The sequence below is a fragment of the Pectobacterium odoriferum genome (assembly GCF_009931295.1).
In the GTDB taxonomy this organism is placed as follows: domain Bacteria; phylum Pseudomonadota; class Gammaproteobacteria; order Enterobacterales; family Enterobacteriaceae; genus Pectobacterium; species Pectobacterium odoriferum.
Genome location: NZ_CP034938.1, coordinates 3,417,539 through 3,442,800 on the forward strand (window position 1 = coordinate 3,417,539; position 25,262 = coordinate 3,442,800).

Genomic DNA, 25,262 nt, shown 5'->3' on the forward strand with positions numbered 1-25,262 from the left:
ATCGCTAATTAAGCTACGCTGAAAATCAACAGCGGGACATAACGCCCGCATTACGCGGCGCAATTAATGAATATAATTCATAGCCGCTTGCTGGTTTTGCCCTCTGGTGCTCTCTCATAAATCGCAGTAATGTTTTTCAACATCGCTTGCGACAGCCCGCAGGGTGACGGACAAGGATGTCCGTCATAAAAAGTGAAATGGCTTGCTGCCTCTGCCGTGATGTTATCCATGTTAGCCTCAGCTGCGATTGCCGAAAGGGAGGAAAAATTGAAAATTACCCGCAGTGGTTCACACCCGTCCCAGCCTGGCCCGGAAAGCTATTTTTCCGGCAATGTTCGTATTGATGCGCCCTTTCAGGGCACCGCCCCCGCTCAGGTTGGCGGCGCGACGGTCACCTTTGAACCCGGCGCACGCACCGCATGGCATACCCATCCGCTCGGCCAGACGCTGATCGTCACGCAGGGTCGGGGCTGGCTTCAGGAATGGGGGGGCGACATTCAGGAGATCAATCAGGGTGATATCGTCTGGATACCCGAAGGCGTAAAACACTGGCACGGCGCGACGGCACAAACCGCGATGACGCACATTGCCATTGCCGAGTCACTTAACGGCAGCCCAGTCGACTGGCTGGAAAAAGTGAGCGACGAGCAGTACGAAAACGGGAAGTAGCACCATAAGGAAAAAATCGGCAAAGGGTAGAAACAGCAAAGCCACTCAGTGTGAAACTGAATGGCTTTTTCCTTTGCTCAACGATGCGGTTAGCGCATGTGGAGATTGACGCCAGAGACCTCTTTTCTGAGTTCAATAATCTCTTCAGCCAGCTCACGGCACAGCATCGCATTCATCAGGTGATCCTGTGCGTGTACAACAATAAGTTCGATATTGGCTTTTTCCTTACTCTGGTTGCCAATAAATCCGGTCTGGATCAATTGCGCCCGGTTCAGCGCCACCGCCGCCATTTTTAATAGTTCATCGACGTGATCCCACTCCCCTCGACGAGCGGATCTCAGTGCTTCCATTGCGCAGGAACGTGTTTCGCCAGATTTAACGATAAGCTCAATCATCCGCGTTTCTACATCCATTTTTCCATCCCCCGAATATCAGTTGCTGTGTCACCTTTTTGTCGGTCAATTAACCCCAAATTGCAGACAAGCGCACGTGACACCGAAGCAAATACGGTGCATTTGTTGTATCGCTACTCACAGCCTGCACAGTAAATATAGATGATGAATCAGTATTTGTTTCTGTAAATCATGACGTTATGTCTCATTTCCGATGAAATAAATTTCACAGAAGCGTCAGCCTGCTTTTTAGGCGATAGATTTATACACATTCACACTGCGACACGCGTTGAAATAAAGTGATGCCCGAAATATCACATTCACCGGAACCTTAATTTAACCTTAAGAAAGCGAAATAATAATAACTATCATTATTATTACCGATATGTAGAATTCTTTTCCGACTGCCACTACACCCCGTCCTGTGTCGCCAAATAGCATGGCTATCGTGAGCGGCGTGGGGAACGCATGTAGGCCAGCAATACGCAAACACGACAGGTATTGATAAGGGTACATAATATGAAGCTTGGTTTTGGATTACTGAGTTCTGCCGTTTTATTCGCTTCCGGTTTGGCTCTCAGCGCATCGGCAACTGCAGCAGAAAACGATGAAGGGATTGTGATTTACAATGCCCAACATGAAAACCTCGTGAAATCCTGGGTTGATGGTTTTACCAAAGAAACCGGCATCAAGGTGACACTGCGCAATGGCAGCGACACCGAATTGGGCAACCAACTGGTGCAGGAAGGGAAATCGTCCCCTGCCGATGTATTCCTGACTGAAAACTCACCGTCGATGGTGCTGGTCGATAATGCCGATCTCTTTGCTCCACTGGATAAAGACACCCTCGCTCAGGTGCCGTCTGACTATCGTCCGTCCCACGGCCGCTGGATCGGAATTGCCGCACGCTCCACCGTCTTTGTCTACAATCCGACCAAATTTACCGACGCTCAACTGCCGAAATCCTTAGCCGATCTGGCGAAGCCAGAATGGAAAGGCCGCTGGGCGGCGTCCCCATCCGGTGCAGATTTTCAGGCCATCGTCAGCGCCTATCTGGAGCTGAAGGGCGAGAAAGCCACGCAAGAATGGCTGAAAGGCATGAAAGAGAACTTCACCGCCTACAAAGGCAACAGCACGGTGATGAAGGCTGTGAACGCGGGCCAAATTGATAGCGGCGTGATCTATCACTATTACCGTTTTGTCGATCAGGCTAAAACCGGCGAAAACAGTAACAACACGAAGCTGTACTACTTCAAGCATAAAGATCCGGGCGCGTTCGTCAGCATTTCAGGCGGCGGCGTACTGGCATCCAGCAAGCATGCAAAAGAAGCACAGGCCTTTATTAAGTGGATTACGGGCAAATCCGGTCAAGAGGTATTGCGTACCAACAATGCGTTTGAATATGCCGTTGGCGTTAACGCAGCCTCAAATGACAAACTGGTTCCGCTGAAAGATCTGGATGCACCAAAAGTCGATGCCGCCAAGCTCAACAGCAAAAAAGTCGTGGATCTGATGACGCAAGCTGGCTTGCTGTAACGCATCGTTCTTAACGCGTGGATTGTAATACAGAGGCTGTAACGACAGCCCCTTTCGTCAGGGCGTTCGCGTCCTGACGAATCTTCACCCGAATGCCCGCTCAGCGCGGCTTCACCGTCTTAAAATACCGTCTTGACGAGGCAGCTACAGGCCGTATGACAAACGTTAGCTATAGCGAAACCACCACGTTCACCGCCCCCTCTCCGCCATTACGCAAGCCCGCCGCGCTACTTACGATCGTCGCCCTGACGCTATCCCTGTTGGGATTTGTTCCGCTGGGCTTTGTGATTGGCGTTAGCATTGATACCGGCTGGGAAACGGCCCGCGCCCTGCTCTTCCGCCCACGCGTCGGTGAACTCCTGACAAATACGGTGCTGCTGGTGGTTCTGACGCTGCCGATTTGTACGGTGCTGGGCGTGCTGCTGGCCTGGCTGACAGAGCGCACGACTCTGCCTGCCCGACGCCTGTGGTCACTGCTGCTCACCGCGCCGCTGGCGATCCCCGCATTTGTCCAGAGCTATGCCTGGATCAGCGCGGCGCCCGGTCTACATGGCCTGCCGGCTGGCGTGTTTTTATCCGTCGTCGCCTATTTACCGTTTCTGTATTTACCTTGCGCCGCAACGCTGCGACGCCTTAACCCGGCGCTGGAAGATGTCGCGGCTACGCTGGGCGTCCCTCCTATTACCGTGTTTTTCCGCGTGGTGCTGCCGCAGCTAAAGCTGGCTATTGGCGGCGGGCTGCTGCTGATTGCGCTGCATCTGCTGGCGGAGTATGGCCTGTTTGCCATGATCCGTTTCGATACCTTTACTACCGCGATTTTCGATCAGTTTCAGTCAACGTTTAATGGCCCCGCGGCCAACATGCTGGCTGGCGTGCTGGCATTGCTGTGTCTGTTTCTGCTGTGTGCGGATGCCCGCGTGCGCGGTGTTACGCGCTATGCCCATGTCGGCTCTGGCGCGCCGCAGGTTGTCACGCCAGTACGCCTGTCGCCGCTTCCGTGGTTACTGGCTCTGCTGTTACTGACAGCGCTGGTCGTGCTGACACTCGGCGTGCCTTTTATTACGCTGTTTCGCTGGCTGTGGTTTGGCGGCTGGGAGGTGTGGCAACGCCGCGAACTGCTTGATGCCTTTCGCCAAACCATGACGCTGGCGCTGAGCGGGGCCGCCCTGACAACGCTCGCCGCGATCCCGATGGCCTGGCTGACAATCCGCCACCCCAGCCGCCTGTTTCGGTTTCTGGAAGGGTGTAATTACATCACCAGCTCTCTGCCGGGTATCGTCGTTGCGCTGGCGTTGGTGACTACCACCATTCACCTCATCAGGCCGCTCTATCAGACCGAATTTACCGTGTTGCTGGCTTATCTGCTGATGTTTATGCCACGGGCGCTGGTTAATCTACGCGCGGGTATCGCACAGGCACCGGTAGAACTGGAGCAGGTTGCAGCCAGTCTGGGGCGTTCGCCGTTGCAGACGTTAATGACCGTGACCATTCGGCTCGCGGCACCCGGCGTTGCAACCGGGGCAACGCTCGTCTTTCTGGCGATCATTAACGAGCTGACCGCCACGCTGCTGCTGGCTCCCAACGGCACCCGCACGCTGGCGACCGGCTTTTGGGCACTCACCAGTGAGATCGATTATCCTGCGGCGGCACCCTACGCACTTATTCTGGTCCTACTGTCGCTGCCGTGGACCTGGTTTCTCTACACGCAATCACAAAAAATGGCGGGGCGGTAATCATGTTGGAACTTCATCGCGTCAGTAAAAGCTTTAACGGGCACACCGTGCTGTCTGACATTCATCTGACGCTAGAAAACAGCCGCCGCACCGCGGTTGTCGGTCCGTCCGGCTCGGGGAAAACCACACTGCTGCGCCTGATTGCCGGATTTGAAAAACCGGATACCGGCATCATCACGCTAAATGGGCAGACGCTCTGCGATAACGGGCTGTCCGTTCCTGCCCATCAGCGCAGAATCGGCTACGTACCGCAGGACGGCGCGCTGTTCCCGCATCTCTGCATCGCGGACAACATCGCCTTTGGGCTAAAAGGCACGAAGGCGGAAAAGCAAAAGCGCGTAGATGAGCTGATGGCGCTGGTTTCCCTTCCGGCGCATTTGCGGAAGCACTCACCGCATGAAATTTCAGGCGGTCAACAGCAGCGTGTCGCACTGGCTCGCGCGCTAGCGCAGCGCCCTGCATTGATGCTGCTGGATGAACCGTTTTCCGCGCTGGATACCGGCCTGCGTGCCGCCACCCGTAAAGCGGTGATGGACGTCTTGCAGCAGGCTAACGTGGCATCGATTCTGGTAACTCACGATCAGGGAGAGGCGCTGTCCTTTGCCGATCGGGTTGTTGTCATGCGTGATGGCCAGCTGTCGCAATCCGGCTCGCCGTGGGCGCTTTACCACCAGCCTAACAGTGAGGACATCGCGACCTTCCTCGGCGAAACGCTGATTCTCGATGCGCAGATTGACGGCGGTCGGGCTGACTGCCTGCTTGGGCGTATCGCGGTGGATCATCCAGCAGTAAACGGGAAGGCAAGAATCATGCTCAGACCGGAGCAGATTGTGATTCAGGATGCAGGGGTTGATAACGTTGAGGTTGATAGCGTTGAAGTCAATAGCGCCGCGACGATTCGCGCGACCATCCGTAAAGTTGATTTTTCCGGCTTTGTTTCCACGCTGACTCTGCACGTCCACCGCGCAGATGCCAGTATCATTGAACTGAAAACCGTCAGCCACGCCGCTTTTGCCGTCGGCCAGCAGGTCAGCCTGAGCGTGAACGGTGCGGCACACGTTTTCAGTCAATAATCACCTTCGCAGGCGGCTTAACGCACCGCCTGTGCGTTACGACTCACCAGCCAGACACCCAGCAGAATAATCAGGACGCCGAGGGTTTTACGCAGGCTCATCGGTTCATTCAGCCACGGTAGGAAAACCGCCGCCAGATAAACCACTGCGTAGCTTAAGCTAATCAGCGGATAGGCGCGGCTTAACGGCAAATAGCGTAGCACCATGAACCAGCACACCATCGACAGCCCGTAGCAAATCCCCCCGACCAGCACCGCAACCGCAGGCCAGCCCGCTACCAACGAGCTGAGCGACGGCCAGTGCGCGAAGGAAATGCTCGGCAGCGCCAGCATACCGCTTTTCATTAACACCTGCGCGGTGCTGGCTAGCACAATGCTGATAATCGCCCAGATATAGCCTCTTTTCGCCATCATCCCCCCTGCATCAGATAGATACCGGTGACAATCAGCGCAATGCCCCACCAGTGGTGCCTATCCACACGCTCACCAAACCCGTAGTGCGCCAGCAGCGTGACCAGAACAAAATTGATACTCAGCAGCGGATACGCCACACCGAGCGGGAGATGCTGCAACACCACAAGCCACAACAGCAGCCCGATGCCGAGCAGCAAGGCCGCCACCATCAGCCATCCCAGCGTCACGCGCTGGCGTCGATGCGTCGGTAAACGCCGCCAGCACTCCACCGCCTGTTTCTGGCACAGTTGCCCTAAACTGGTCAGCAGGCAGACAATGGCAACCAATAGATAACTCATGGCGCTACCTGCCTATAAAACAGCAGCACGTAACGGTGCGATTTTCTCAACTGATTAGGTGCAGGCAGATTGCGATACTCATCATCGCTGTCACGGTCGATCTTCAGCACCAGCGCGACATTTCCGCTACGCCGTTTCTCGGCAAGCCAGGCTGGAAAAGCCCCTTCATCGACAAAGCGATCAGCAGAATCGGCATAGTTCAGCCCATAGTTCAGCTCGCCCCGCACCTTAAATAACGTGATATCGCTACGCTTCAACTCCCACGCTAGTCCGGCGGCCAGCCCCACCTCGTCGCTAAGCACATAGCGGCTGTCTTGCAGCAACGGCTGATGGCTACGAATAAAGGTTTGGGGGTTCTTTGAATCCACCACGCTCGCCGGAATACTCCCGCCAACAAGCAGCGCCAGAAATAACGGACAGCCCGCGACCAGATAGCCCCACGCCCGCTGCGTTTTCAGGCTGACAGCGGCAAAGATCACCCAGCCGATAAAACAGACAATCCCCGAGACGATGGTCAGCCCTTCTCCCGACTGATAGAAATGCGGCACGATGATGCCGAGGCCAAGTGCCGCAACAGCGAGCGCCAGCACGCTGCCGAAGGCAATATTGAGCCAGCTATTGATGCGCAATACTCGTTCGCGAATTGTGGGTGCCAGCCCGGAAAGCCACGCCGCCATCAACAGCGCCAGCGGTGCAAAGCACGGCAGAATGTAGGTCAGCAGCTTACCTTTAGCGATGCTGAAAAACAGCAGCGGCATCACCATCCAGCACAGCAGGAGGAACCGCTCCGGGTACGCCTTCCGTTCCGTCCAGCCGCTACGCAACGCGCCCGGCAGCAGCGCCAGCCAAGGGAACGTCCCGAGAATTAAAACGGGCAGGTAATACCAGAACGGCGCTTTATGCTGCGCATCGTCTTCGGCAAAACGCTGGATATGTTCAATCCAAAAGAAGTAATGCCAGTAATCGGCTTCTCGCGTATGCACCGCCAGCGCCCACGGCGCACTCAGCAATACCGCGACGACAATCGCCAGCGGCCCGAACAGCAGCAATTCCTTAATCCGCTTTTGCGCCAGCGCCACCGGCAGCACACTGATGACCGGCAAGGCCAGCGCCACCGGCAGCACACTGATGACCGGCAAGGCCAGCGCCAGAAAGCCTTTGGTCATAAATCCCATGCCGCAGGCCAGTCCCATCAGCCCCCAAGCCGCGAGCCGCTCACGCGTCAGCGTAGCACGCTGAATCAGCACGTGGCTGAACAGCGCCGCCGTCATCCAGAGCGTCACCATCGGATCGAGCACGCTGTACGTGCCGATACCATACACGAGCAGCGATGTCAGATAGATCGTCGCCGCCAACAGCGCGGTACGCTGGTTTTTCCACAGCAGCATCGCTAGCCAGAACACCAGCAGCGCACTCAACCCGGTAGAAAATACCGAGGCAAAACGCACGGAAAAATTGGTATGACCTAATAACCACTGACTGATGTTATTCAGCCAGTAGCCCGCAACGGGTTTCTCAAAGTAGCGAATACCCAGCAAATGCGGCACGATCCAATCGCCACGCTGAAGCATCTCGCGGCTGATTTCGGCATAGCGCGTTTCGTCCGGCGACCACAGCCAGCGACCGTTAAGCGGCAACAGGTAGAGCAAAGCAAATAGCACCAATATCATGGTGCTTTTCAGCCTTATCATGCCTTTTTCCATGCTATCTCCTGCTTGATTTATTCTTCCGTTTGCACACCAAGCCACCCTTCCCGCCCAGGAAACGGCGCGCGTTCAATCCGCCCGACGGGCAACGTGGCTCGGTCATCAGGCAGCAATGAGGAAAGCGGACAAAATTCGATGTGCTGCTGACGGGCGCGAAGCAGTAACTGACGGAACAACACCAGCTTCGCACCACCTTCAACCTCCGCATGGATGGTGTAGACCGGCACGCCGCGATCCTGCTGGATCGCCTCAAGAATAAAGTCGTTAAATTCGTCGTCACTCACGCGTTCGCCGATGACTTCATCGTAGGTCGGCAATGTGACTGGGATCTGCACGGTACCCAAATCACCATTTTTCAGGCGTGGTCGGAAAGGTCGAGTGCCGCGGCAGTCGCTGTTATAGTCCAGATTCCAGCGCTGCTTCATCTCTACAACACGCGGATCGGCTCGCCAGCCCGCCACAGCGGAACAGCGCACCGGCGATGGCAGAATCGATGTCAGCGCGTCCATTCCTTCACGGAACTGCGCAGCTAGTTGCGCATCCGACCAGCGGGCGACATTCGCCTGCCAGCCATGATGATCCCAGGCATGTAGCCCGACTTCATGGCCTGCGTCGTGCGTCTGGCGGATTAACGAGCCAAACCGTGCGCCGATATGACGCCCCGGCCACGCCGTACCGGCCAGCAAGATATCCCAGCCGTAGAGCGAGGCCGCGTTGGAACGCAGCATCTTCCATAAAAAGCGTGGACGCAGCAGACGCCACAGGTGACGCCCCATGTTGTCCGGCCCGACGCTAAAAAAGACACTCGCCTGAATATCGAACTCTGCCAGCACATCCAGCAGCGCAGGCACGCCGTCCCGCGTACCGCGCCAGGTATCGACATCTATCCGCAGGCCAACACGCGTCATCTCTGTGCATCCGTGGCGTTGTCTGATTGCAGGGGGTCAACGGTACGCAGGAAGTAGTCCAGCGTTTCCGCGACGGTTTGCTCCATCTTCACCGTTGGTTCCCATGCCAGCAGGCGTTTAGCGTTACGAATGCTTGGCGTGCGGTGCGCCACGTCCTGATAGCCCTTGCCGTAATAGCTGCTGCTTTCCACATCAATAAATCCGGCGAACGGCGGGAAGCGATCGCGCAGCGGGTGCGCATTAAAGCTGGTCAGCAGCATTTCGCCCAGTTCGCGGATACTGGCTTCATTATGCGGATTGCCGATGTTGATGATCTGGCCGTCACACTGGCCGTTATGGTTTTCAATAATACGGAACAGCGCTTCAATACCATCGTGAATGTCGGTAAAGCAGCGTTTCTGCGCCCCGCCATCCACCAGCTTGATTGGCGATCCTTCCACCAAATTAAGGATCAATTGAGTAATGGCACGGGAGCTACCGATACGTGCCGCATCCAGCGTATCCAGACGCGGCCCCATCCAGTTAAACGGACGGAACAGCGTGAAACGCAGGCCGTTTTTCGCGCCGTAGGCCCAGATCACCCGATCCAGCAACTGCTTGGATACGGAGTAAATCCAGCGCTGCTTGTTGATCGGCCCGACAATCAGGCGCGAGGTGTCTTCATCAAACTCTTTGTCATCACACATGCCGTACACTTCTGAGGTGGACGGGAAAACGATGCGTTTGTTGTAGCGCACGCAGTCGCGCACGATTTTCAGGTTCTCTTCAAAATCCAGCTCAAACACGCGCAGCGGGTTACGGGTGTATTCAATCGGCGTGGCAATCGCCACCAGCGGCAGAATGACATCGCATTTCTTGATGTGGTATTCGATCCATTCGTTATGGATGCTGATATCGCCTTCCACAAAATGGAAACGCGGATCGCCAAGAAAACGGGCGATGGCATCCGAGCTGATATCCAGCCCGTAGATCTCATAGCGATCGTCACGCAGCAGGCGTTCTGTCAGATGGTTACCGATAAAACCGTTCACGCCGAGGATCAGGACGCGCGTGCGGCGTCGCTGCACACGGCTGGCGAGGTTACCCAGTCGCGCCTGCGGCACCATGCCCATTTCCGCCGCCAGTCGGCTGCCAGACATATACAGCCCGGTCTCACTCTGTCCGCTGACGATCTCAAGTGCGTCTTTACCACAGGACACCACCAGCGGCGACGTCGAGATAATCGCGCCCGGCTCACCACCGATCTTGTCCTTTACAACACGAGCGCGCCAAATCGTCACGTTGCGCTCACCAATAAACGTAAACGCGCCCGGATACGGCTCCGTCACCGCGCGGATCAGGTTGTTAATCTCACGGGCGCTTTTGTGCCAGTCGATCAGCCCATCTGCCGCCGTGCGACGTCCGAAATAGCTGGCCCGGCTTTCATCCTGCGGCGTCAGCGTAATCTCACGCGAGCGGATCAGCGGTAATTGCTGCGCCAGCAAAGTGGCAGCGGCGGTACGGCATTTTCCATGCAGCGTCAGCGCGGTGTCTTCCTCGTCAATCGCCACCACGGACTGGGCAACGATATCGCCCGCATCAGCGCGAGAAACCATCTTGTGCAGCGTCACGCCCGTCTGCGTTTCACCGTTCACCAACACCCAGTTCACTGGCGCACGTCCCCGGTAGTGCGGCAGCAGTGAACCATGCAGATTGAATGCGCCAAACGCTGGCAACTGGAGAATGTCATCGCTTAATAACGTGCGATAATAGAAGGAAAAAATAACATCCGGTGCCAGTTCCCGAATGCGGTTCACCCAGAGCGGATGGTTAATGTCTTCCGGTGCAAACACCGGCACGTCCATCTCGGCGGCCGCTTTCGCCACCGACGCATAGAAGTGGTTCTCGCCCGGCGCATCGCTGTGTGTGAACACGGCTTGAATCTCATAGCCCGCGAGCTTTAACGCCTCAAGACCGACGCAGCCGATATCATGGTAGGCAAATACGATCGCTTTCATTCTTCTTCATCCCGTAAGCTGGTGGTCAGTGGCGTTGCCGCACTCACTGTTTTTTGCACAAAATAGCGTGGTCGGGCACGGACATCGGTATAGATACGGCCGATGTATTCCCCCAATAGCCCCATCCCGACGAACTGTGCGCCGATAAACATGAACAGCACGGCAAACAGCGTGAACACGCCCTCTGCCGCCCATTCCGCACCGAAGAACAGACGCAGGCCGATCAACAGCAGCGCCAGCAGGAATCCCGACAGCGCAACGACGCTGCCAATCAGGCTGAGTATGCGCAGCGGTGTCGTCGTCAGGCAGGTCAGCAGGTCGTACATCAGGTTAATCAGCTTCAGAAAGCTGTATTTGGACGTACCGAATTCGCGCTCGGCGTGCAGCACATCGATCTCGATGGTTTTCCGGGCGAAGGTATTGGCAAGGATAGGAATAAAGGTGCTGCGTTCGTGGCAGCGCAGCATCGCGCTGACAATGTGACGACGATACGCGCGCAGCATACAGCCGTAATCCACCATCGATTTCCCGGTTGAACGCCGGATCATCATGTTGATGGTTTTCGAGGCCAGTTTGCGAAACAGTGAATCCTTCCGGTTTGCCCGCACGGTGCCGACCACGTCATACCCTTGCGCGGCGTACTCCACCAGTCGCGGAATTTCTTCCGGCGGATTCTGTAAATCGGCATCCAGCGTGATCACCACGTCGCCTACCGCCTGCTGGAATCCCGCCATGATGGCCGAATGCTGGCCATAGTTGCGATTCAACAGCACGGCAATAATGTGCTTTTCTGGGTCACTCGCCGCTTCGGTCAGTAGATCCGCCGAACGATCGCTGCTGCCGTCATCAACCAGAATGATCTCCCAGGGTTTACCGACCTGCCGACAGGCTGCCAGCGTGCGTTCGATCAGTGCCGGCAGGCTCTCTTCTTCGTTATAAACGGGAATCACAATAGAAACATTTTTGATGTCATCAATCACGAACAGACTCCAAAATCGAGGTTAACGCCGCGACGACGCGATCGACATCGCTGTCCTGCATATCGGGGAACAACGGCAATGTCATCAGCGATGCCGAATTCCATTCCGTTGCCGGCAGGTGCAAATGGGGATAGCGCTCACGGTAGTATTTCTGCGTATGCACCGCTCTGAAATGCAGCCCGGTGCCAATGCCAAGCGCCTGTAATGCCGCCATCAAATCATCACGCGATATGCCGCATTGCGTTTCATCTACGCGTACCATAAACAGATGCCAGGCGTGCAGATGGGGATAGTCAGGCACGGCCAGCGGCTGGAGCGGCAGCGAACGCAGTTGGGTGAGATAGCGCGCCGCAAGCTGCTGACGGCGGGCGTTGATTGCCGGGAGTTTGTCCAGTTGAACCAGCGCAATCGCTGCATTGATATCCGCCAGATTGTATTTAAACCCCGGCGTCACCACTTCGGCCTGCGGTTTGCGCCCTTGTAACTGCCTGTCGAACGCATCCACGCCTAGCCCATGAAACTTCAGGCTGCGTAGTCGTTCGGCGAGAGCCTCGTCGTCCGTCACCACCATGCCGCCTTCCGCACAGGTGATATTTTTAATCGCGTGAAACGAGAAAATGGCGGTTCCGCTCGCGCCGATCCACGCATCGCGATATTGCGTACCCACGGCGTGCGCCGCATCCTCAACCAGCGGGATGCCGTAGCGTTCACTGAGTGCACGCAGCGCATCCAGATCGGCAGGCGCACCGGCATAATGCACGGGAATAATGGCTTTGGTCTTCGGTGTAATGGCCGCCTCGATATCCTGCGGTCGCACCATCAGCGTATGCCGATCTACGTCTACCATCACTGGTTCCGCGCCCAAGAGTGTGATGATATTGACGGTTGAAACCCAGGTTTGGGATGGCGTAATCACCTCGTCGCCGAAGCCGACACCGAGCGCCATCAGCGTGACGTGCATCCCGCCCGTCGCCGAACTGACCGCTATCGCCTGTCGGCACCCTATTCGCTGGCAAAACGCCTGCTCTAACTGCTGACATTTCGGCCCCGTGGTTATCCAGCCGGATCGTAATACTTCAGCCACGGCAGCAATTTCCTCTTCGCCCATGTTCGGGCGGGAAAAAGGCAAAAAATCCGTCATAATGTATTCCCAAAATAAATAATGGCGAGAAATCATTATTCAGCAGTCTAAATAATGAAACCTTAAGCCAACCTTAATTTATTGCGACAATCCTAAAACTACAGATAAACGGCACGACATGACAAAAACAGCAAAAAGACATAACTAATTACAATGCAAAAATGAACTTTTCGCGAATAGCCGAATAAAAATATCGATTTATTGATTTACAGCAAGAAATCAATCTTCGCCAAATAAGTCTCGCGTATAGACTTTCCCCATCACATCTTTTAATTCATCGGCATAACGATTGGTAATAATAATGTCACACTGCTGTTTAAAACAGTCGAGTTGATGAATGATAGGGAAATCTAAAAAATCATCATCATCAATTCCAGGTTCGTAAATTACCACATTGATTCCTTTCGCTTTTATCCTTTTCATAATGCCCTGAATGGAGGAGAAGCGAAAATTATCCGATCCTGCTTTCATGATGAGACGGTGGACGCCGACGGTTTTCGGATGGCGACGAATAATCGTGTCGGCAATGAAGTCTTTTCGCGTATGGTTAGCGTCCACGATAGCCTTGATCAGGTTATTCGGTACGGTACGATAATTGGCCAAAAGCTGCCGAGTATCCTTCGGTAAACAGTAGCCGCCATAGCCGAAAGAAGGATTGTTGTAGTAATCGCCGATACGAGGGTCGAGACACACTCCCTCAATAATCTGCCGAGTATTCAGCCCCAGTGATTCGGCATAGCTGTCCAACTCGTTAAAGTAGGCCACGCGCATCGCCAGGAAGGTATTCGCAAACAATTTTATGGCCTCTGCCTCTGTCGGGTCGGTAAACAACACGCGAATATCTTTTTTTAATGCACATCCCATCAATAAGTTAGCGAAAAATCTTGCCCTTTCTGACCGTTCACCCACCACAATCCGTGATGGATAAAGATTGTCGTGCAGCGCCTTTCCCTCACGCAAAAACTCGGGCGAAAAAATGATGTTATCCGTATCCAACTGTTGGCTGATTTTCTCGGTGAACCCAACAGGCACTGTCGATTTAATCACCATAATCGCCTGCGGATTAATCACCAGAACGTCGCGAATAACCGCTTCTACTGACGATGTGTTGAAATAGTTGGTTTGCGGATCGTAATCAGTCGGCGTCGCGATAATCACGAACTGCGCATCGGTGTACGCTTCATACTTATCCAGCGTAGCGGAAAAATTCAGCGTTTCATGTTGTAAAAAACACTCAATCTCGGCGTCATTAATCGGCGATTTTCGTTGATTCAATAACGCCACTTTTTCAGCCACAATATCCAACGCCACAACCTGATGTTGCTGCGCTAATAATAATCCATTCGATAAACCGACATATCCCGTTCCGCTAATCGCTATTTTCATGAAGGGCTCTTGATTTCATCACTGGCTAAAAAACCTATTTCTCCGCAGTATCTTTCTTCTTTTTTCATCTGAATAGAGGCGTAACATGTCAATTTATTTCTTGTTTCACTCCCACGGTGCGTCACCATCATTCACAAATACGCATTTTCCTTATCCATCGATAACGTCAGAAGCACAATGCCCTTATCATTAGCAATTCCAGTTAAACGAAAATTAAACATAGCGTGTTTAATGATAAATAAAGATCCCCTTACGCCTTGTGACATTGCTTAATACTTAGCATGAAAACAAATTTTTATGAAATTCTGTAACACAACGTTATTTATCTTAGACGATTTTGGAAAATAAACACGATGACACATGTTTATTTTAACGTCTTTATCAATGGTACATGGATAAGATATGTAGATAGGTTACGTTTTATCAAAGCGATTTATTATTCGATAAAAATCGGCAAAAAATCATAAGCAAACCTCATCAATAACAGCGCAACTGGCAGAAACGTCTACACTAATCATCAGTCATTTCTTTGGCTAAGGATGGGAAGGACAATGAAGGTCAGCACAAGTGACAAGGCCAACCAGTATCAAATGCCGCTGCAAAAATTGATGATCATCTTTATGTTATTCATCATCACCGCAGTAGTGGCGCTGAACGGATGGGCAGTCTTCAATTCTCACCAACAGCTTATCGATTCCACCGAGCGAAACGCTAAAAACCTGTCTCTTTCGCTGGCACGCCATGCCGAAGATACTTTTTTACAAGTCGACATCCTACTACAGGATTTACAAGAGCGTATCGAGCAGGATGGTCAATCCCCCGAGCAACTGAACCGTCTGGGCGATATTCTAAAAAGCCGTAAAGCGGCGCTACCGCAGTTGCATGGCATCTTCATTTACGACGACAAAGGCGAATGGGTAGTGAACTCCGGCATAGCAAAACCCGCCAATGCCAATAACGCCGACAGAGAGTATTTCAAATATCACCAGAACAACGTCAGCCAGACTATGCACATCGACAGCGTGATTCAGAGCCGTTCTACTGGCGATCTGATTATCCCTGTTTCTATGCGTATCAATAAATCAGACGGCAGTTTTGACGGCGTCTTGCTCGCCACGCTCTCACTAAACTATTTCAAGCAGTATTACGGCTACTATTCCATGGGGAACATGGATGTACTCGCCATTTTGCTTTCCGATGGTCGTATTCTGTATGGTCGGCCTTATGACGATTCCTACGTCAACCGTAATGTGTCCAACGGCCCACTGTTTGCAGAACACCTGAAAAAGTCCGAAAGCGGAACAGCGACATTCGTCTCTATCATCGATCATATCGAACGCATCTACGGCTATACGCGCCTGAAGCGCTATCCTATCGTCATTGCCGCAGGTTACGATCTCAACCTAGTGCTCGATAAATGGAAAACAGACAGTCTGGTCTACGGTGTCATTACCTTAATCCTGCTGTTCACTATTACCCTGCTCGGCCTGATCGTGCTGAGGCAAATTCGTATGAATTTGAAAAATCAGATCGATTTGACCATCGTGCGTGATGAACTCACGTCGGTTAACCACACGCTGCAAACGCTGGCGCTGTTCGATGGCCTGACGGGGTTAGCCAACCGCCGCCAGTTCGATATTTTCCTGCAACAAACTCTATTGCAGGCTGCAGAGAAGCAGCTGTGTATCGCGCTGATCATGATCGACGTCGACGCTTTCAAGAAATATAACGACCATTATGGGCATGTGGCGGGCGATGAGTGCCTGCGCAAAATTGGTAACATCCTGAGCAATATGCTGAGGCGTCACGAAGATTTGGTCGCCCGCTATGGCGGTGAGGAGTTCGCTATCATTATCACCGAGACTGATAAACAAAGCGCGGCGGCGCTTGCTCAGCGTGCGCTGGATTTAGTGCGCGAAGAAAAGATCCCGCATGAAACCACGCTATTCCCGGAAAAAATCGTCACCATTAGCGCCGGTGTCTACGTATTCTGCGCCGATAGCTCGCCACCAGCGGCGTCGTCCGTTATCGATATTGCCGATGCCGCGCTATATCGCGCCAAACGTGGCGGTAAAAACCGGTTCGAGGTGAGTGAATAGCGAGAGCAATTGGAGCATATACCCTAAATAATTCGAGTTTCAGGCAGGCGGCAAGCGAGGGACAAATTCGTCGGGAACGAATTTGACCAGCCAGCGGCTGGCCTCCGGTGAGAGACAGGATGTCTCTCATTTCATCCCGATGAACTTACTCCGGTAAGTGATTCGGGTGAGTGAACGCAGCCAACGCACATGCAACTTGAAGTATGACGGGTATAGATACAATTAATGTTGATGCAATACCTGACAGCGCACGCAGCTTCTGACAAAATAGCGGCCATCTCCCCCTATTTCAAATTGATGGGTCTTTTCTCAGATGGCAGCAAAGATTATTGATGGTAAAACGATTGCGCAGCAGGTCAAAGACGAAGTTGCCGCACGAGTCACGCAGCGTTTAGCAGAAGGAAAACGCGCGCCGGGTCTGGCTGTTGTGCTGGTCGGCGAGAATCCAGCGTCACAGATTTATGTCGCCAGCAAGCGCAAGGTGTGTGAAGAAGTCGGCTTTATTTCCCGCTCTTATGATTTACCCATCACCACAACGGAATCTGAGCTGTTGGCGCTTATCGACCAGCTCAACGCCGACCAGACAATTGACGGTATTTTGGTTCAGCTTCCGCTGCCGGAAGGCATCGATAACACCAAGGTGATTGAACGAATCGCACCCAGTAAAGATGTGGATGGCTTCCATCCTTACAACGTGGGTCGTCTGTGTCAGCGCGCGCCCATGCTGCGAGCCTGTACGCCACGCGGCATCATCACGCTGTTGGAGCGTTATAATATCGACACCTTCGGGCTGAATGCCGTTGTCGTCGGCGCGTCCAATATCGTTGGCCGTCCGATGAGTCTGGAACTGCTGCTGGCTGGCTGCACGACTACCGTCACGCACCGTTTCACCAAAAACCTGCGCCACCATGTTGAAAACGCCGATCTGCTGGTTGTCGCGGTCGGTAAACCGGGCTTTATCCCCGGCGAATGGGTTAAACCGGGCGCGATTGTGCTGGACGTGGGGATTAACCGTCTGGAAAGCGGCAAAGTGGTCGGCGATGTGGAATTTGAAACGGCGCAGGAAAGAGCATCTTACATCAGCCCCGTACCGGGCGGCGTCGGCCCAATGACCGTTGCCACACTGATCCAAAACACGCTACAGGCGTGCGAAGAGTATCATGACCACGCCGAATAATTGGCGATAAGGTCAAACACCGATAAACAGGAATTTATGGCAACCTTTAATCTCGAAAAGCATCCACACGTTGAACTGTGCGATCTCTTGAAACTGCTGGGCTGGAGCGAAAGTGGCGCAGCAGCCAAACTGTCTATCGCCGCAGGCGACGTGACCGTTGACGGCCAGACGGAAACACGCAAGCGCTGCAAAATCGTTGCCGGGCAAACCGTTCAGTTCAATGGCGAAACGGTAAAAGTGACCGAGTAACCCTGACGGCGTCGATCATGGCGAAAAAAAGCCCGCGATTCATGTCGCGGGCTTTTTTATTTACTGAAGGAGTATAACGAGAAGAAAGCGTTATTTACGGCGCCAGATCGTTCCCTGCGGGCCATCTTCCAGCACGATCCCCATGTCATTCAAGCGATCGCGAGCCTGATCCGCCAGCGCCCAGTCTTTCGCCGCACGCGCATCTTTACGCTGCTGGATTAACGCTTCGATTTCTTGCACTTCATCGTCATCCACCTGCGCGCCATTTTGCAGGAACTGCTCAGGATCCTGCTCCAACAGGCCAAGCACGCCGGACAGTTTACGCAGTGCCGATGCCAGCTGGTTCGCCGCTTGTACATCTTCCGTTTTCAGGCGGTTAACTTCACGTGCCATATCAAACAGTACCGAATAGGCTTCCGGCGTGTTGAAATCGTCGTCCATCGCTTCACGGAAGCGGGCTTCAAACTCGTCACCGCCATGCGCCGCAACGCCAGCATCCGTTCCACGCAGCGCGATATACAAACGTTCCAACGCTGCACGCGCCTGTTTCAGGTTGTCTTCGCTGTAGTTCAACTGGCTACGATAATGGCCTGACATCAGGAAGTAACGCACGGTTTCCGGATCGTAATACGCCAGCACATCACGTACGGTGAAAAAGTTATTGAGCGACTTTGACATCTTTTCGCGGTCAACCATCACCATGCCGGAGTGCATCCAGTAATTCACATACGAGCCGTCGTGTGCACAACTGGACTGCGCGATCTCATTTTCGTGGTGCGGGAACATCAAATCTGAACCGCCGCCGTGAATATCAAAATGCGTGCCCAGCTGTTTGCAGTTCATGGCAGAACATTCGATGTGCCAGCCAGGGCGCCCTTCTCCCCACGGAGAGGACCAGTGAGGCTCACCCGGCTTGGACATTTTCCACAGCACGAAGTCCATCGGGTTACGCTTCACTTCGGTAATTTCAACGCGCGCGCCAGCCTGCAACTGATCCAGATCCTGACGAGACAGCACGCCGTAGCCCGGCGCGGTATCAACGGAGAACATCACATCACCATTACTCGCGACATAGGCGTGGCGACGGGCAATCAGCGTTTCCACCATTTCGATGATGTCGGCAATATGGTGCGTCGCACGCGGTTCAGCATCCGGGCGCAGAATATTCAACGCATCAAAATCGGCGTGCATCTCTGCAATCATACGGGTCGTCAGTTGGTCGCTGGTTTCCCCATTTTCGATCGCACGTTTAATAATCTTGTCGTCAATATCGGTGACATTACGCACATACTTCAGTGAATATCCCAGATACCGCAAATACCGCGCCACTACATCAAACGCCACGAAAGTACGCCCGTGACCGATATGACATAAGTCATAAACGGTGATGCCACACACATACATTCCCACCTGATCGGCGTGGATGGGTTTAAATTCCTCTTTTTGGCGACTCAGCGTATTAAAAATCTTTAGCATCAGGGCGTTCCAGTGTTTTTATAAAAAATGGTTTTCACAAAAAAATGGGCTTCACAAAAACGTGGTCTTAACAAAGACATCGTGTTCACACGATAGGTCAATCACATTCGCTGCTAGCGTCAGTAATATCAATGTATTCAGGGTTTACACCCCAACAGCGTATTGAAACCTGAACCCTACTGTATTGCAAGGTTAATAAGAAGAGGGAATCGGCGAGAAAGGATAAAAATGAAATGGCCCGGAAAATCCGGGCCATTTCACATCATTGGCGATGACTGACAAAAGCAATCCGCCGACAAAAAACCATTAACGCCAGCGCGGGTTGGACATCACAGAATATTTTCCGCTGCCGAGCAGGGCAATTGCGATGCCCGCAAAGAAGAACACCGCCGTACCTTCAACACCCCAGGCACCGGTTTTGGCCAGCGTGACGAAACCACCAGGGTGAACCAGTAATGTCGCCACCACCATTGTGAAAGAGAAGATCAGCGCAGAAGGACGTGTAAGAATCCCGAGAATCATCAGAATCGGGGTGATGACTTCTCCGACATAGACACCGTAACCAACAAAAGCAGGGAGCCCTGCCGAGGCCAGCATGCCTTCAATGGCACCGATTCCACCGTGTACCTTATGCCAGCCATGAAACAGCATCAAAACGCTGAAAGATACGCGCAAAAACAGTTTGCCAAAATCCGGTTTGTCTAATAAACGATTAACACTATCCAGAATACCCAGCATAGTTCACCTATCTCTTTAGAGTTATTTATGAAGAATAAGAATTACTCTCAGATTAATCTGAGCCACAAAAAAAGAACACGTTGATTACGCAAAACATTGATCTGGGGCAACAAAAATCTCATTCAAATTAATTAACTGTTATTTGAAATTTTGATCAATTTATTTGTTTTTAAAAGTCCCTATTGCCTGATTAACACCTTATTGCGCACTATTCCTAAGTGCACATATTATTTGACGCCTACCAAAATCAGAGTAGTAAACCTTTTTATACGATTTTCTCATCCATCCAACCGCCAACACCTGTACGGCAATAGCGAAGTACTGACTCAATCGACCAGTTGTGCTATAACAGCGCTCTTGTTGTTCACCGTCTTTTGTGAACTGCACTCTTAATCACTAAGGCTATCTAGGGTTCATTATTATGATTACGCTTCATACCAACCACGGCGATATCGTTATTAACACGTTTGCAGACAAAGCGCCGGTTACCGTAGAAAACTTCCTGAACTACTGTCGCAGCGGTTTTTATGACAACACGATTTTTCACCGCGTGATTAATGGTTTTATGATTCAGGGCGGTGGCTTCGCTCCCGGCATGGATCAGAAAGAAACCAATGCGACAATCAAAAATGAAGCCAACAACGGCCTGAAAAATACCCGTGGCACGCTGGCGATGGCACGTACCAACGATCCGCACTCTGCGACTGCCCAGTTCTTTATCAACCTCGTTGATAACGATTTCCTGAACTTCCGTTCAGAGCGTGCCGATGGTTGGGGCTACTGCGTCTTCGCTGAAGTCACCGAAGGCATGGACGTTGTTGATAAAATCAAAGGCGTGGCTACTGGCCGCAGCGGCATGCATCAGGACGTACCGAAAGAAGACGTGGTGATTACCCACGTAACGGTCAGCGAATAATCCGACCTGCATGGCAACGCTGTTCATTGCCGATCTGCATTTAAGTGTTCATGAACCGGCGATTACCGCCGGTTTTCTGCGTTTTTTACGCCATGACGCGCTCCATGCCGATGCGCTGTACATACTTGGCGACCTGTTCGACGCCTGGATAGGTGACGACGATCCTCAGCCACTGCATGCGACTGTCGCCACGGAACTGTATGCCTTACATCAGCGCGGCATTCCCTGCTATTTCGTGCACGGTAACCGTGATTTCCTGATCGGTAAGCGTTTCGCCAAGCAGAGTGGAATGACGCTGCTACCGACAGAAACGGTGCTCGATCTCTACAGCCAAAAGATTCTCATTCTGCATGGCGATACGTTGTGCACTGACGATCGGCATTACCAGCAATTCCGCCGTCGGGTACACAACCCATTTATTCAGCGACTCTTCCTGCTATTACCGCTGTCGCTACGTATGAAAATTGCGGCGAAGATGCGGGCAACCAGCCAGCACGAAAACCAGAAGAAGTCGCAGCAGATTATGGATGTCAATCACGACGCCGTGCTTGAACGTTTGCGACATTATCAGGTGAAGACGATGATCCACGGTCACACGCACCGTCCGGCCATTCATCAGGTCGCTCTCGGTGAATCGTCTGGTCGTCGCGCCGTTCTCGGAGCCTGGCATGAAGAAGGGTCGATGATTAAGGTCACGCCACAAAATATCGAACTGATTTCCTTCCCATTTTAATGCGTTTCCTGCCATTGACTTAACGGCCTCTCGCCTTATTCCCCCAGCATTTCCGCATACGCAACCGTTTTCCTCGCCATAATGGCATGATATGCTCTACGCCCTCAACGCCAGACCCTCCCTGTCTGGCCCGACGCGAACGCGTCACGAACACGTACAATCACAGGAGCATTACAGGCATGTCATCCAACGTTGCCCCGGCTAAAATTGCCATCGTCATGGGTTCAAAGAGTGACTGGGCCACCATGCAGTTTGCTGCGGAAATCCTCACCACGCTGAACATTCCTTTTCACACCGAAGTCGTTTCCGCACACCGGACGCCGGACAAACTATTCAGTTTCGCTGAGCAAGCGGCACAGAACGGTTTTGATGTGATTATCGCGGGCGCAGGCGGCGCAGCACACCTGCCGGGTATGCTGGCAGCAAAAACGCTGGTTCCTGTACTTGGCGTGCCGGTACAAAGCTCAACGCTGAGCGGGGTAGACAGCCTGTATTCCATCGTCCAAATGCCTCGCGGTATTCCGGTCGGCACGTTGGCGATTGGCAAAGCGGGCGCAGCGAATGCGGCTCTGCTGGCCGCACAAATTCTCGCCCTGCACGACAAAGACATCGCTACCCGACTGGCAGACTGGCGTCAGGCGCAAACCGATGATGTGCTTTCTCATCCCGATCCGCGGGAGGAGGCATGAAACCGGTCTGCGTATTAGGCAATGGTCAGTTGGGCAGAATGCTGCGTCAGGCTGGTGAACCGCTAGGCATTGCGGTTTATCCAGTGGGACTGGATGCTGAGCCGGAATCGGTTCCGTTTCATAACAGTGTCATTACCGCCGAGATCGAACGCTGGCCGGAAACCGCCCTCACCCGCGAGTTGGCCGAGCACACGGCGTTTGCGAACCGCGATATTTTCCCACGTCTGGCCGATCGCCTGACGCAAAAGCAGCTGCTGGATTCGCTGAATCTGGCAACCGCACCTTGGCAACTGCTGGCTAGCGCCGACGAATGGCCACACGTCTTTGCCTCATTAGGTGAACTCGCTATCGTTAAACGCCGCGTCGGCGGTTACGACGGTCGTGGGCAGTGGCGCTTGCGCGATGGCGAACAACAGACGCTGCCCGCTGACTGCTACGGCGAGTGCATCGTTGAGCAAGGCATTAATTTTTCCGGTGAAGTTTCGCTGGTGGGTGCACGCAATACGCACGGCAAGTGCGTGTTCTACCCGCTCACTCATAACCTGCATCAAGACGGCATTTTGCGCACCAGCGTGGCTTTCCCTCAACCCGATCCGCAGTTGCAACAGCAGGCCGAACAGATGCTGTCCGCAATAATGAATGCGCTGGGTTATGTGGGGGTGATGGCGATGGAATGCTTTATTGTCGGCGACCACCTGCTCATTAACGAGTTGGCTCCACGTGTACACAATAGCGGGCATTGGACGCAAAATGGTGCGTCGATCAGCCAGTTTGAATTGCACCTGCGCGCTATTCTGGACTTGCCGCTGCCAGTACCGGTTGTCGAAACGCCGTCGGTGATGGTCAATCTGATCGGCACTGACGTAAATATCGACTGGTTGGCGCTGCCGCTGGTACACCTGCACTGGTATGAGAAAGACGTTCGTCCTGGCCGCAAAGTGGGACACCTCAATCTACCGTCGTCGGACACCGCACAGTTGCAACGCACGCTGCAATCGCTGGCACCTCTCTTACCCGAGGAATACCACAGCGGTCTGGCATGGGCAGAAGAAAAACTCACGACCTGACAGATCGGTGACCGTTATCCGGCAGGTTGCAATCTGCCGGATAACTCTCGTCTGAGGTGATGCAACAACAGGAACCGCACCATCGATACGTCGACAAAAGAGAAAAACCATCATTACGCGTGACATCAGCAAAATTGCGTTTATTATTTCATCTGCCCTTTATTTTATTTATCGTTCATTTCTCATCACTCAGCAATTAAATAAAGTATCAATAACGAGCCGTTAAAAATATTTAAAATAAAGTATCAAGATTGATATTTTAATTTGCGCGAAAATTTATTAAAATATTTCCCGTCAATTCATTTCTGTGATCGCCTCAATATTATTCGCTGACCACCACGATATAGAATGCCGCCACAAAACAGTATTGACCTACTGACATAATTAGCAACATGTCTCGTTCGTTTTTTAAACTCCGTAACGGCAACTTGCCGATACTGTAATTTTTATAATCCACATCATGTGGCAATACCCTTGTAACGGGTAATATGTTCACCGAGGAGAAATCAGTATATGAGCACCATTCAAGATAGCAGCCAGGTGTTAGAACAGGCTTCAGGATGGCGTAAAAGCGACACCGTCTGGATGCTGGGCCTCTATGGCACGGCCATCGGCGCTGGCGTGTTATTCTTACCTATCAATGCCGGTATTGGTGGATTAATTCCGTTAATTATCATGGCACTGATTGCCTTCCCGATGACATATTATTCTCACCGTGCATTATGCCGCTTTGTATTATCCGGCAAGAAAGGTGGCGAAGATATTACCGAAGTCGTTGAAGAACATTTCGGCGTTGGTGCAGGTAAATTAATCACTTTGCTTTATTTTTTCGCTATTTATCCGATCCTATTAGTTTATAGCGTCGCCATCACCAATACGGTAGATAGCTTTATTACTCACCAATTGCACTTGCCTTCTCCGCCACGTGCCCTGCTGTCATTAATATTGATTCTCGGATTAATGTTTATTGTCCGCTTCGGTGAAGCGATGATCGTTAAGGCCATGAGTATTCTGGTTTACCCGTTTGTTGCCGTGCTGATGTTGCTGGCGATTTATTTAATTCCGAACTGGAACACCTCTGTTTTTGAAAACATTTCTTTGAGTTCCAGCGTCACGGGCAACGGTCTGTTGGCGACATTATGGCTGGCTATTCCGGTGATGGTTTTCTCCTTCAATCACTCACCAATCATCTCCTCTTTCGCCGTTGCCAAACGTAAAGAATATGGCGATGACGCAGAGCAAAAATGCTCACGCATTCTGTCTTACAGCCACATCATGATGGTGTTGACCGTGATGTTCTTCGTCTTCAGCTGCGTACTGAGCCTTTCTCCAGTTGAGCTGATGGAAGCGAAAACACAGAACATTTCTATTCTGTCCTATCTGGCGAACCACTTTAACAACCCGGTAATCGGCTATCTGGCACCAGTTATTGCCACCATCGCGATCTCTAAATCGTTCCTGGGTCACTATCTGGGTGCAGGCGAAGGTTTTAACGGCATGATCGTGAAATCCCTGCGCAGCAGAGGCAAAACTATTTCCAACACCAAATTGAACCGCATCACTGCGCTGTTCATGCTGATCACCACCTGGATTGTCGCGACGCTGAACCCAAGCATTCTGGGCATGATCGAAACGTTGGGCGGCCCGATTATCGCGTGCCTGCTGTTCCTGATGCCGATGTACGCCATCCAGAAAGTCCCAGCGATGAAGAAATACAGCGGCCACATCAGCAACGTCTTTGTCACCCTGATGGGACTGATCGCTATTTCCGCCATCGTTTACAGCCTGCGCGATCTGCTGTAAGCCCCCCACCCTAATTTAACGCCGGCACGTTGTTTTCTAGTCA

At 52.7% G+C, this 25,262-nt stretch carries 23 protein-coding genes; 12 read left to right on the forward strand and 11 right to left on the reverse strand.

The genetic code is table 11. The features are described from left to right. The first annotated feature begins 228 nt into the window (after positions 1–228). Positions 229–669 (forward strand): (R)-mandelonitrile lyase, encoded by a 441-nt coding sequence (locus tag EO763_RS15390; protein WP_208852015.1) that lies wholly within the window; start codon positions 229–231, stop codon positions 667–669. An 89-nt stretch (positions 670–758) separates the two neighbouring features. Here EO763_RS15390 and EO763_RS15395 read toward each other — a convergent pair whose 3' ends face one another. Continuing rightward, on the reverse strand, positions 759–1,082 hold the full coding sequence (locus EO763_RS15395) for a PTS sugar transporter subunit IIA (protein WP_010280285.1): 324 nt from the start codon (positions 1,080–1,082) through the stop codon (positions 759–761). A gap of 498 nt (positions 1,083–1,580) precedes the next feature. Between EO763_RS15395 and EO763_RS15400 the strand changes: the two genes are divergently transcribed. The 3 genes from EO763_RS15400 to EO763_RS15410 all read left to right on the forward strand — a co-directional run bounded on the left by EO763_RS15400 (position 1,581) and on the right by EO763_RS15410 (position 5,403). Beyond that, the gene (locus EO763_RS15400) at positions 1,581–2,597 is read left to right on the forward strand and encodes an iron ABC transporter substrate-binding protein (RefSeq protein ID WP_161529483.1); all 1,017 of its coding nucleotides are present in this window, start codon (positions 1,581–1,583) and stop codon (positions 2,595–2,597) included. Positions 2,598–2,752: 155 nt separating this feature from the next. Then, on the forward strand, positions 2,753–4,330 hold the full coding sequence (locus EO763_RS15405; RefSeq protein WP_161529484.1) for an ABC transporter permease: 1,578 nt from the start codon (positions 2,753–2,755) through the stop codon (positions 4,328–4,330). 2 nt (positions 4,331–4,332) lie between these two features. Then, positions 4,333–5,403, forward strand: a complete 1,071-nt coding sequence (locus EO763_RS15410) for an ABC transporter ATP-binding protein (protein ID WP_161529485.1) — start codon at positions 4,333–4,335, stop codon at positions 5,401–5,403. Positions 5,404–5,420: 17 nt separating this feature from the next. Here EO763_RS15410 and arnF read toward each other — a convergent pair whose 3' ends face one another. From arnF to EO763_RS15450, 8 genes are all read right to left on the reverse strand, one after another. Next, positions 5,421–5,813 (reverse strand): 4-amino-4-deoxy-L-arabinose-phosphoundecaprenol flippase subunit ArnF, encoded by a 393-nt coding sequence (gene arnF, locus EO763_RS15415; RefSeq protein WP_161530417.1) that lies wholly within the window; start codon positions 5,811–5,813, stop codon positions 5,421–5,423. Then, positions 5,813–6,154, reverse strand: a complete 342-nt coding sequence (arnE, locus tag EO763_RS15420) for a 4-amino-4-deoxy-L-arabinose-phosphoundecaprenol flippase subunit ArnE (RefSeq protein ID WP_039492288.1) — start codon at positions 6,152–6,154, stop codon at positions 5,813–5,815. Before arnE ends, arnF begins: the two co-directional genes overlap by 1 nt. After that, entirely contained in the window at positions 6,151–7,857 is a 1,707-nt protein-coding gene (locus EO763_RS15425) for a 4-amino-4-deoxy-L-arabinose lipid A transferase (RefSeq protein WP_161529486.1), read from the reverse strand. The genes arnE and EO763_RS15425 overlap by 4 nt, the downstream gene beginning before the upstream one ends. A 17-nt stretch (positions 7,858–7,874) precedes the next feature. Further along, complete coding sequence (gene arnD, locus EO763_RS15430) at positions 7,875–8,768, reverse strand: 4-deoxy-4-formamido-L-arabinose-phosphoundecaprenol deformylase (RefSeq protein ID WP_161529487.1); 894 nt, start codon at positions 8,766–8,768, stop codon at positions 7,875–7,877. Continuing rightward, a complete protein-coding gene (arnA, locus tag EO763_RS15435) occupies positions 8,765–10,765 on the reverse strand; it encodes a bifunctional UDP-4-amino-4-deoxy-L-arabinose formyltransferase/UDP-glucuronic acid oxidase ArnA (RefSeq protein ID WP_161529488.1) in 2,001 nt (666 codons plus the stop codon). The genes arnD and arnA overlap by 4 nt, the downstream gene beginning before the upstream one ends. After that, entirely contained in the window at positions 10,762–11,745 is a 984-nt protein-coding gene (gene arnC, locus EO763_RS15440) for an undecaprenyl-phosphate 4-deoxy-4-formamido-L-arabinose transferase (protein WP_208851961.1), read from the reverse strand. Before arnC ends, arnA begins: the two co-directional genes overlap by 4 nt. Further along, on the reverse strand, positions 11,738–12,886 hold the full coding sequence (arnB, locus tag EO763_RS15445; protein WP_161529489.1) for a UDP-4-amino-4-deoxy-L-arabinose aminotransferase: 1,149 nt from the start codon (positions 12,884–12,886) through the stop codon (positions 11,738–11,740). Before arnB ends, arnC begins: the two co-directional genes overlap by 8 nt. Before the next feature lie 219 nt (positions 12,887–13,105). Further along, entirely contained in the window at positions 13,106–14,272 is a 1,167-nt protein-coding gene (locus EO763_RS15450; RefSeq protein ID WP_161529490.1) for a nucleotide sugar dehydrogenase, read from the reverse strand. A 551-nt stretch (positions 14,273–14,823) separates the two neighbouring features. Here EO763_RS15450 and EO763_RS15455 point away from each other — a divergent pair. The 3 genes from EO763_RS15455 to ybcJ all read left to right on the forward strand — a co-directional run bounded on the left by EO763_RS15455 (position 14,824) and on the right by ybcJ (position 17,797). Continuing rightward, positions 14,824–16,371 (forward strand): sensor domain-containing diguanylate cyclase, encoded by a 1,548-nt coding sequence (locus tag EO763_RS15455; RefSeq protein ID WP_161529491.1) that lies wholly within the window; start codon positions 14,824–14,826, stop codon positions 16,369–16,371. A 313-nt stretch (positions 16,372–16,684) separates the two neighbouring features. Beyond that, positions 16,685–17,548: a bifunctional methylenetetrahydrofolate dehydrogenase/methenyltetrahydrofolate cyclohydrolase FolD gene (folD, locus tag EO763_RS15460; RefSeq protein WP_161529492.1), complete on the forward strand. Its 864-nt coding sequence runs from the start codon at positions 16,685–16,687 to the stop codon at positions 17,546–17,548. Between the two features lie 36 nt (positions 17,549–17,584). Beyond that, positions 17,585–17,797 carry a ribosome-associated protein YbcJ gene (gene ybcJ, locus EO763_RS15465; RefSeq protein WP_010307422.1) on the forward strand — a complete coding sequence of 71 codons (213 nt, stop codon included), beginning with the start codon at positions 17,585–17,587 and terminating at the stop codon, positions 17,795–17,797. A gap of 90 nt (positions 17,798–17,887) precedes the next feature. On the opposite strand, the gene cysS is transcribed toward ybcJ, so the two are convergent. Next, positions 17,888–19,273 (reverse strand): cysteine--tRNA ligase, encoded by a 1,386-nt coding sequence (cysS, locus tag EO763_RS15470; protein WP_161529493.1) that lies wholly within the window; start codon positions 19,271–19,273, stop codon positions 17,888–17,890. Between the two features lie 306 nt (positions 19,274–19,579). After that, complete coding sequence (locus EO763_RS15475) at positions 19,580–20,011, reverse strand: DoxX family protein (protein ID WP_039492306.1); 432 nt, start codon at positions 20,009–20,011, stop codon at positions 19,580–19,582. A 421-nt stretch (positions 20,012–20,432) separates the two neighbouring features. On the opposite strand from EO763_RS15475, the gene ppiB reads away from it, so the two are divergent. From ppiB to EO763_RS15500, 5 genes are all read left to right on the forward strand, one after another. Continuing rightward, entirely contained in the window at positions 20,433–20,927 is a 495-nt protein-coding gene (gene ppiB, locus EO763_RS15480; protein WP_010280320.1) for a peptidylprolyl isomerase B, read from the forward strand. Between the two features lie 10 nt (positions 20,928–20,937). Then, positions 20,938–21,660: a UDP-2,3-diacylglucosamine diphosphatase gene (lpxH, locus tag EO763_RS15485; RefSeq protein ID WP_161529494.1), complete on the forward strand. Its 723-nt coding sequence runs from the start codon at positions 20,938–20,940 to the stop codon at positions 21,658–21,660. Between the two features lie 179 nt (positions 21,661–21,839). Continuing rightward, a complete protein-coding gene (gene purE, locus EO763_RS15490; RefSeq protein ID WP_010300924.1) occupies positions 21,840–22,349 on the forward strand; it encodes a 5-(carboxyamino)imidazole ribonucleotide mutase in 510 nt (169 codons plus the stop codon). Then, positions 22,346–23,416, forward strand: a complete 1,071-nt coding sequence (gene purK / locus EO763_RS15495) for a 5-(carboxyamino)imidazole ribonucleotide synthase (protein WP_161529495.1) — start codon at positions 22,346–22,348, stop codon at positions 23,414–23,416. Before purE ends, purK begins: the two co-directional genes overlap by 4 nt. Positions 23,417–23,929: 513 nt before the next feature. Continuing rightward, positions 23,930–25,219: an HAAAP family serine/threonine permease gene (locus EO763_RS15500; RefSeq protein WP_161529496.1), complete on the forward strand. Its 1,290-nt coding sequence runs from the start codon at positions 23,930–23,932 to the stop codon at positions 25,217–25,219. Positions 25,220–25,262: the final 43 nt, after the last annotated feature.

Bases quoted from the DNA above. Each gene is read 5' to 3' on its own strand.
- EO763_RS15390 (WP_208852015.1), top strand. From the start codon at position 229: ATGTTAGCCTCAGCTGCGATTGCCGAAAGGGAGGAAAAATTGAAAATT.
- EO763_RS15395 (WP_010280285.1), bottom strand. From the start codon at position 1,082: ATGGATGTAGAAACGCGGATGATTGAGCTTATCGTTAAATCTGGCGAA.
- EO763_RS15400 (WP_161529483.1), top strand. From the start codon at position 1,581: ATGAAGCTTGGTTTTGGATTACTGAGTTCTGCCGTTTTATTCGCTTCC.
- EO763_RS15405 (WP_161529484.1), top strand. From the start codon at position 2,753: ATGACAAACGTTAGCTATAGCGAAACCACCACGTTCACCGCCCCCTCT.
- EO763_RS15410 (WP_161529485.1), top strand. From the start codon at position 4,333: ATGTTGGAACTTCATCGCGTCAGTAAAAGCTTTAACGGGCACACCGTG.
- arnF (WP_161530417.1), bottom strand. From the start codon at position 5,813: ATGGCGAAAAGAGGCTATATCTGGGCGATTATCAGCATTGTGCTAGCC.
- arnE (WP_039492288.1), bottom strand. From the start codon at position 6,154: ATGAGTTATCTATTGGTTGCCATTGTCTGCCTGCTGACCAGTTTAGGG.
- EO763_RS15425 (WP_161529486.1), bottom strand. From the start codon at position 7,857: ATGGAAAAAGGCATGATAAGGCTGAAAAGCACCATGATATTGGTGCTA.
- arnD (WP_161529487.1), bottom strand. From the start codon at position 8,768: ATGACGCGTGTTGGCCTGCGGATAGATGTCGATACCTGGCGCGGTACG.
- arnA (WP_161529488.1), bottom strand. From the start codon at position 10,765: ATGAAAGCGATCGTATTTGCCTACCATGATATCGGCTGCGTCGGTCTT.
- arnB (WP_161529489.1), bottom strand. From the start codon at position 12,886: ATGACGGATTTTTTGCCTTTTTCCCGCCCGAACATGGGCGAAGAGGAA.
- EO763_RS15450 (WP_161529490.1), bottom strand. From the start codon at position 14,272: ATGAAAATAGCGATTAGCGGAACGGGATATGTCGGTTTATCGAATGGA.
- EO763_RS15455 (WP_161529491.1), top strand. From the start codon at position 14,824: ATGAAGGTCAGCACAAGTGACAAGGCCAACCAGTATCAAATGCCGCTG.
- folD (WP_161529492.1), top strand. From the start codon at position 16,685: ATGGCAGCAAAGATTATTGATGGTAAAACGATTGCGCAGCAGGTCAAA.
- ybcJ (WP_010307422.1), top strand. From the start codon at position 17,585: ATGGCAACCTTTAATCTCGAAAAGCATCCACACGTTGAACTGTGCGAT.
- cysS (WP_161529493.1), bottom strand. From the start codon at position 19,273: ATGCTAAAGATTTTTAATACGCTGAGTCGCCAAAAAGAGGAATTTAAA.
- EO763_RS15475 (WP_039492306.1), bottom strand. From the start codon at position 20,011: ATGCTGGGTATTCTGGATAGTGTTAATCGTTTATTAGACAAACCGGAT.
- ppiB (WP_010280320.1), top strand. From the start codon at position 20,433: ATGATTACGCTTCATACCAACCACGGCGATATCGTTATTAACACGTTT.
- lpxH (WP_161529494.1), top strand. From the start codon at position 20,938: ATGGCAACGCTGTTCATTGCCGATCTGCATTTAAGTGTTCATGAACCG.
- purE (WP_010300924.1), top strand. From the start codon at position 21,840: ATGTCATCCAACGTTGCCCCGGCTAAAATTGCCATCGTCATGGGTTCA.
- purK (WP_161529495.1), top strand. From the start codon at position 22,346: ATGAAACCGGTCTGCGTATTAGGCAATGGTCAGTTGGGCAGAATGCTG.
- EO763_RS15500 (WP_161529496.1), top strand. From the start codon at position 23,930: ATGAGCACCATTCAAGATAGCAGCCAGGTGTTAGAACAGGCTTCAGGA.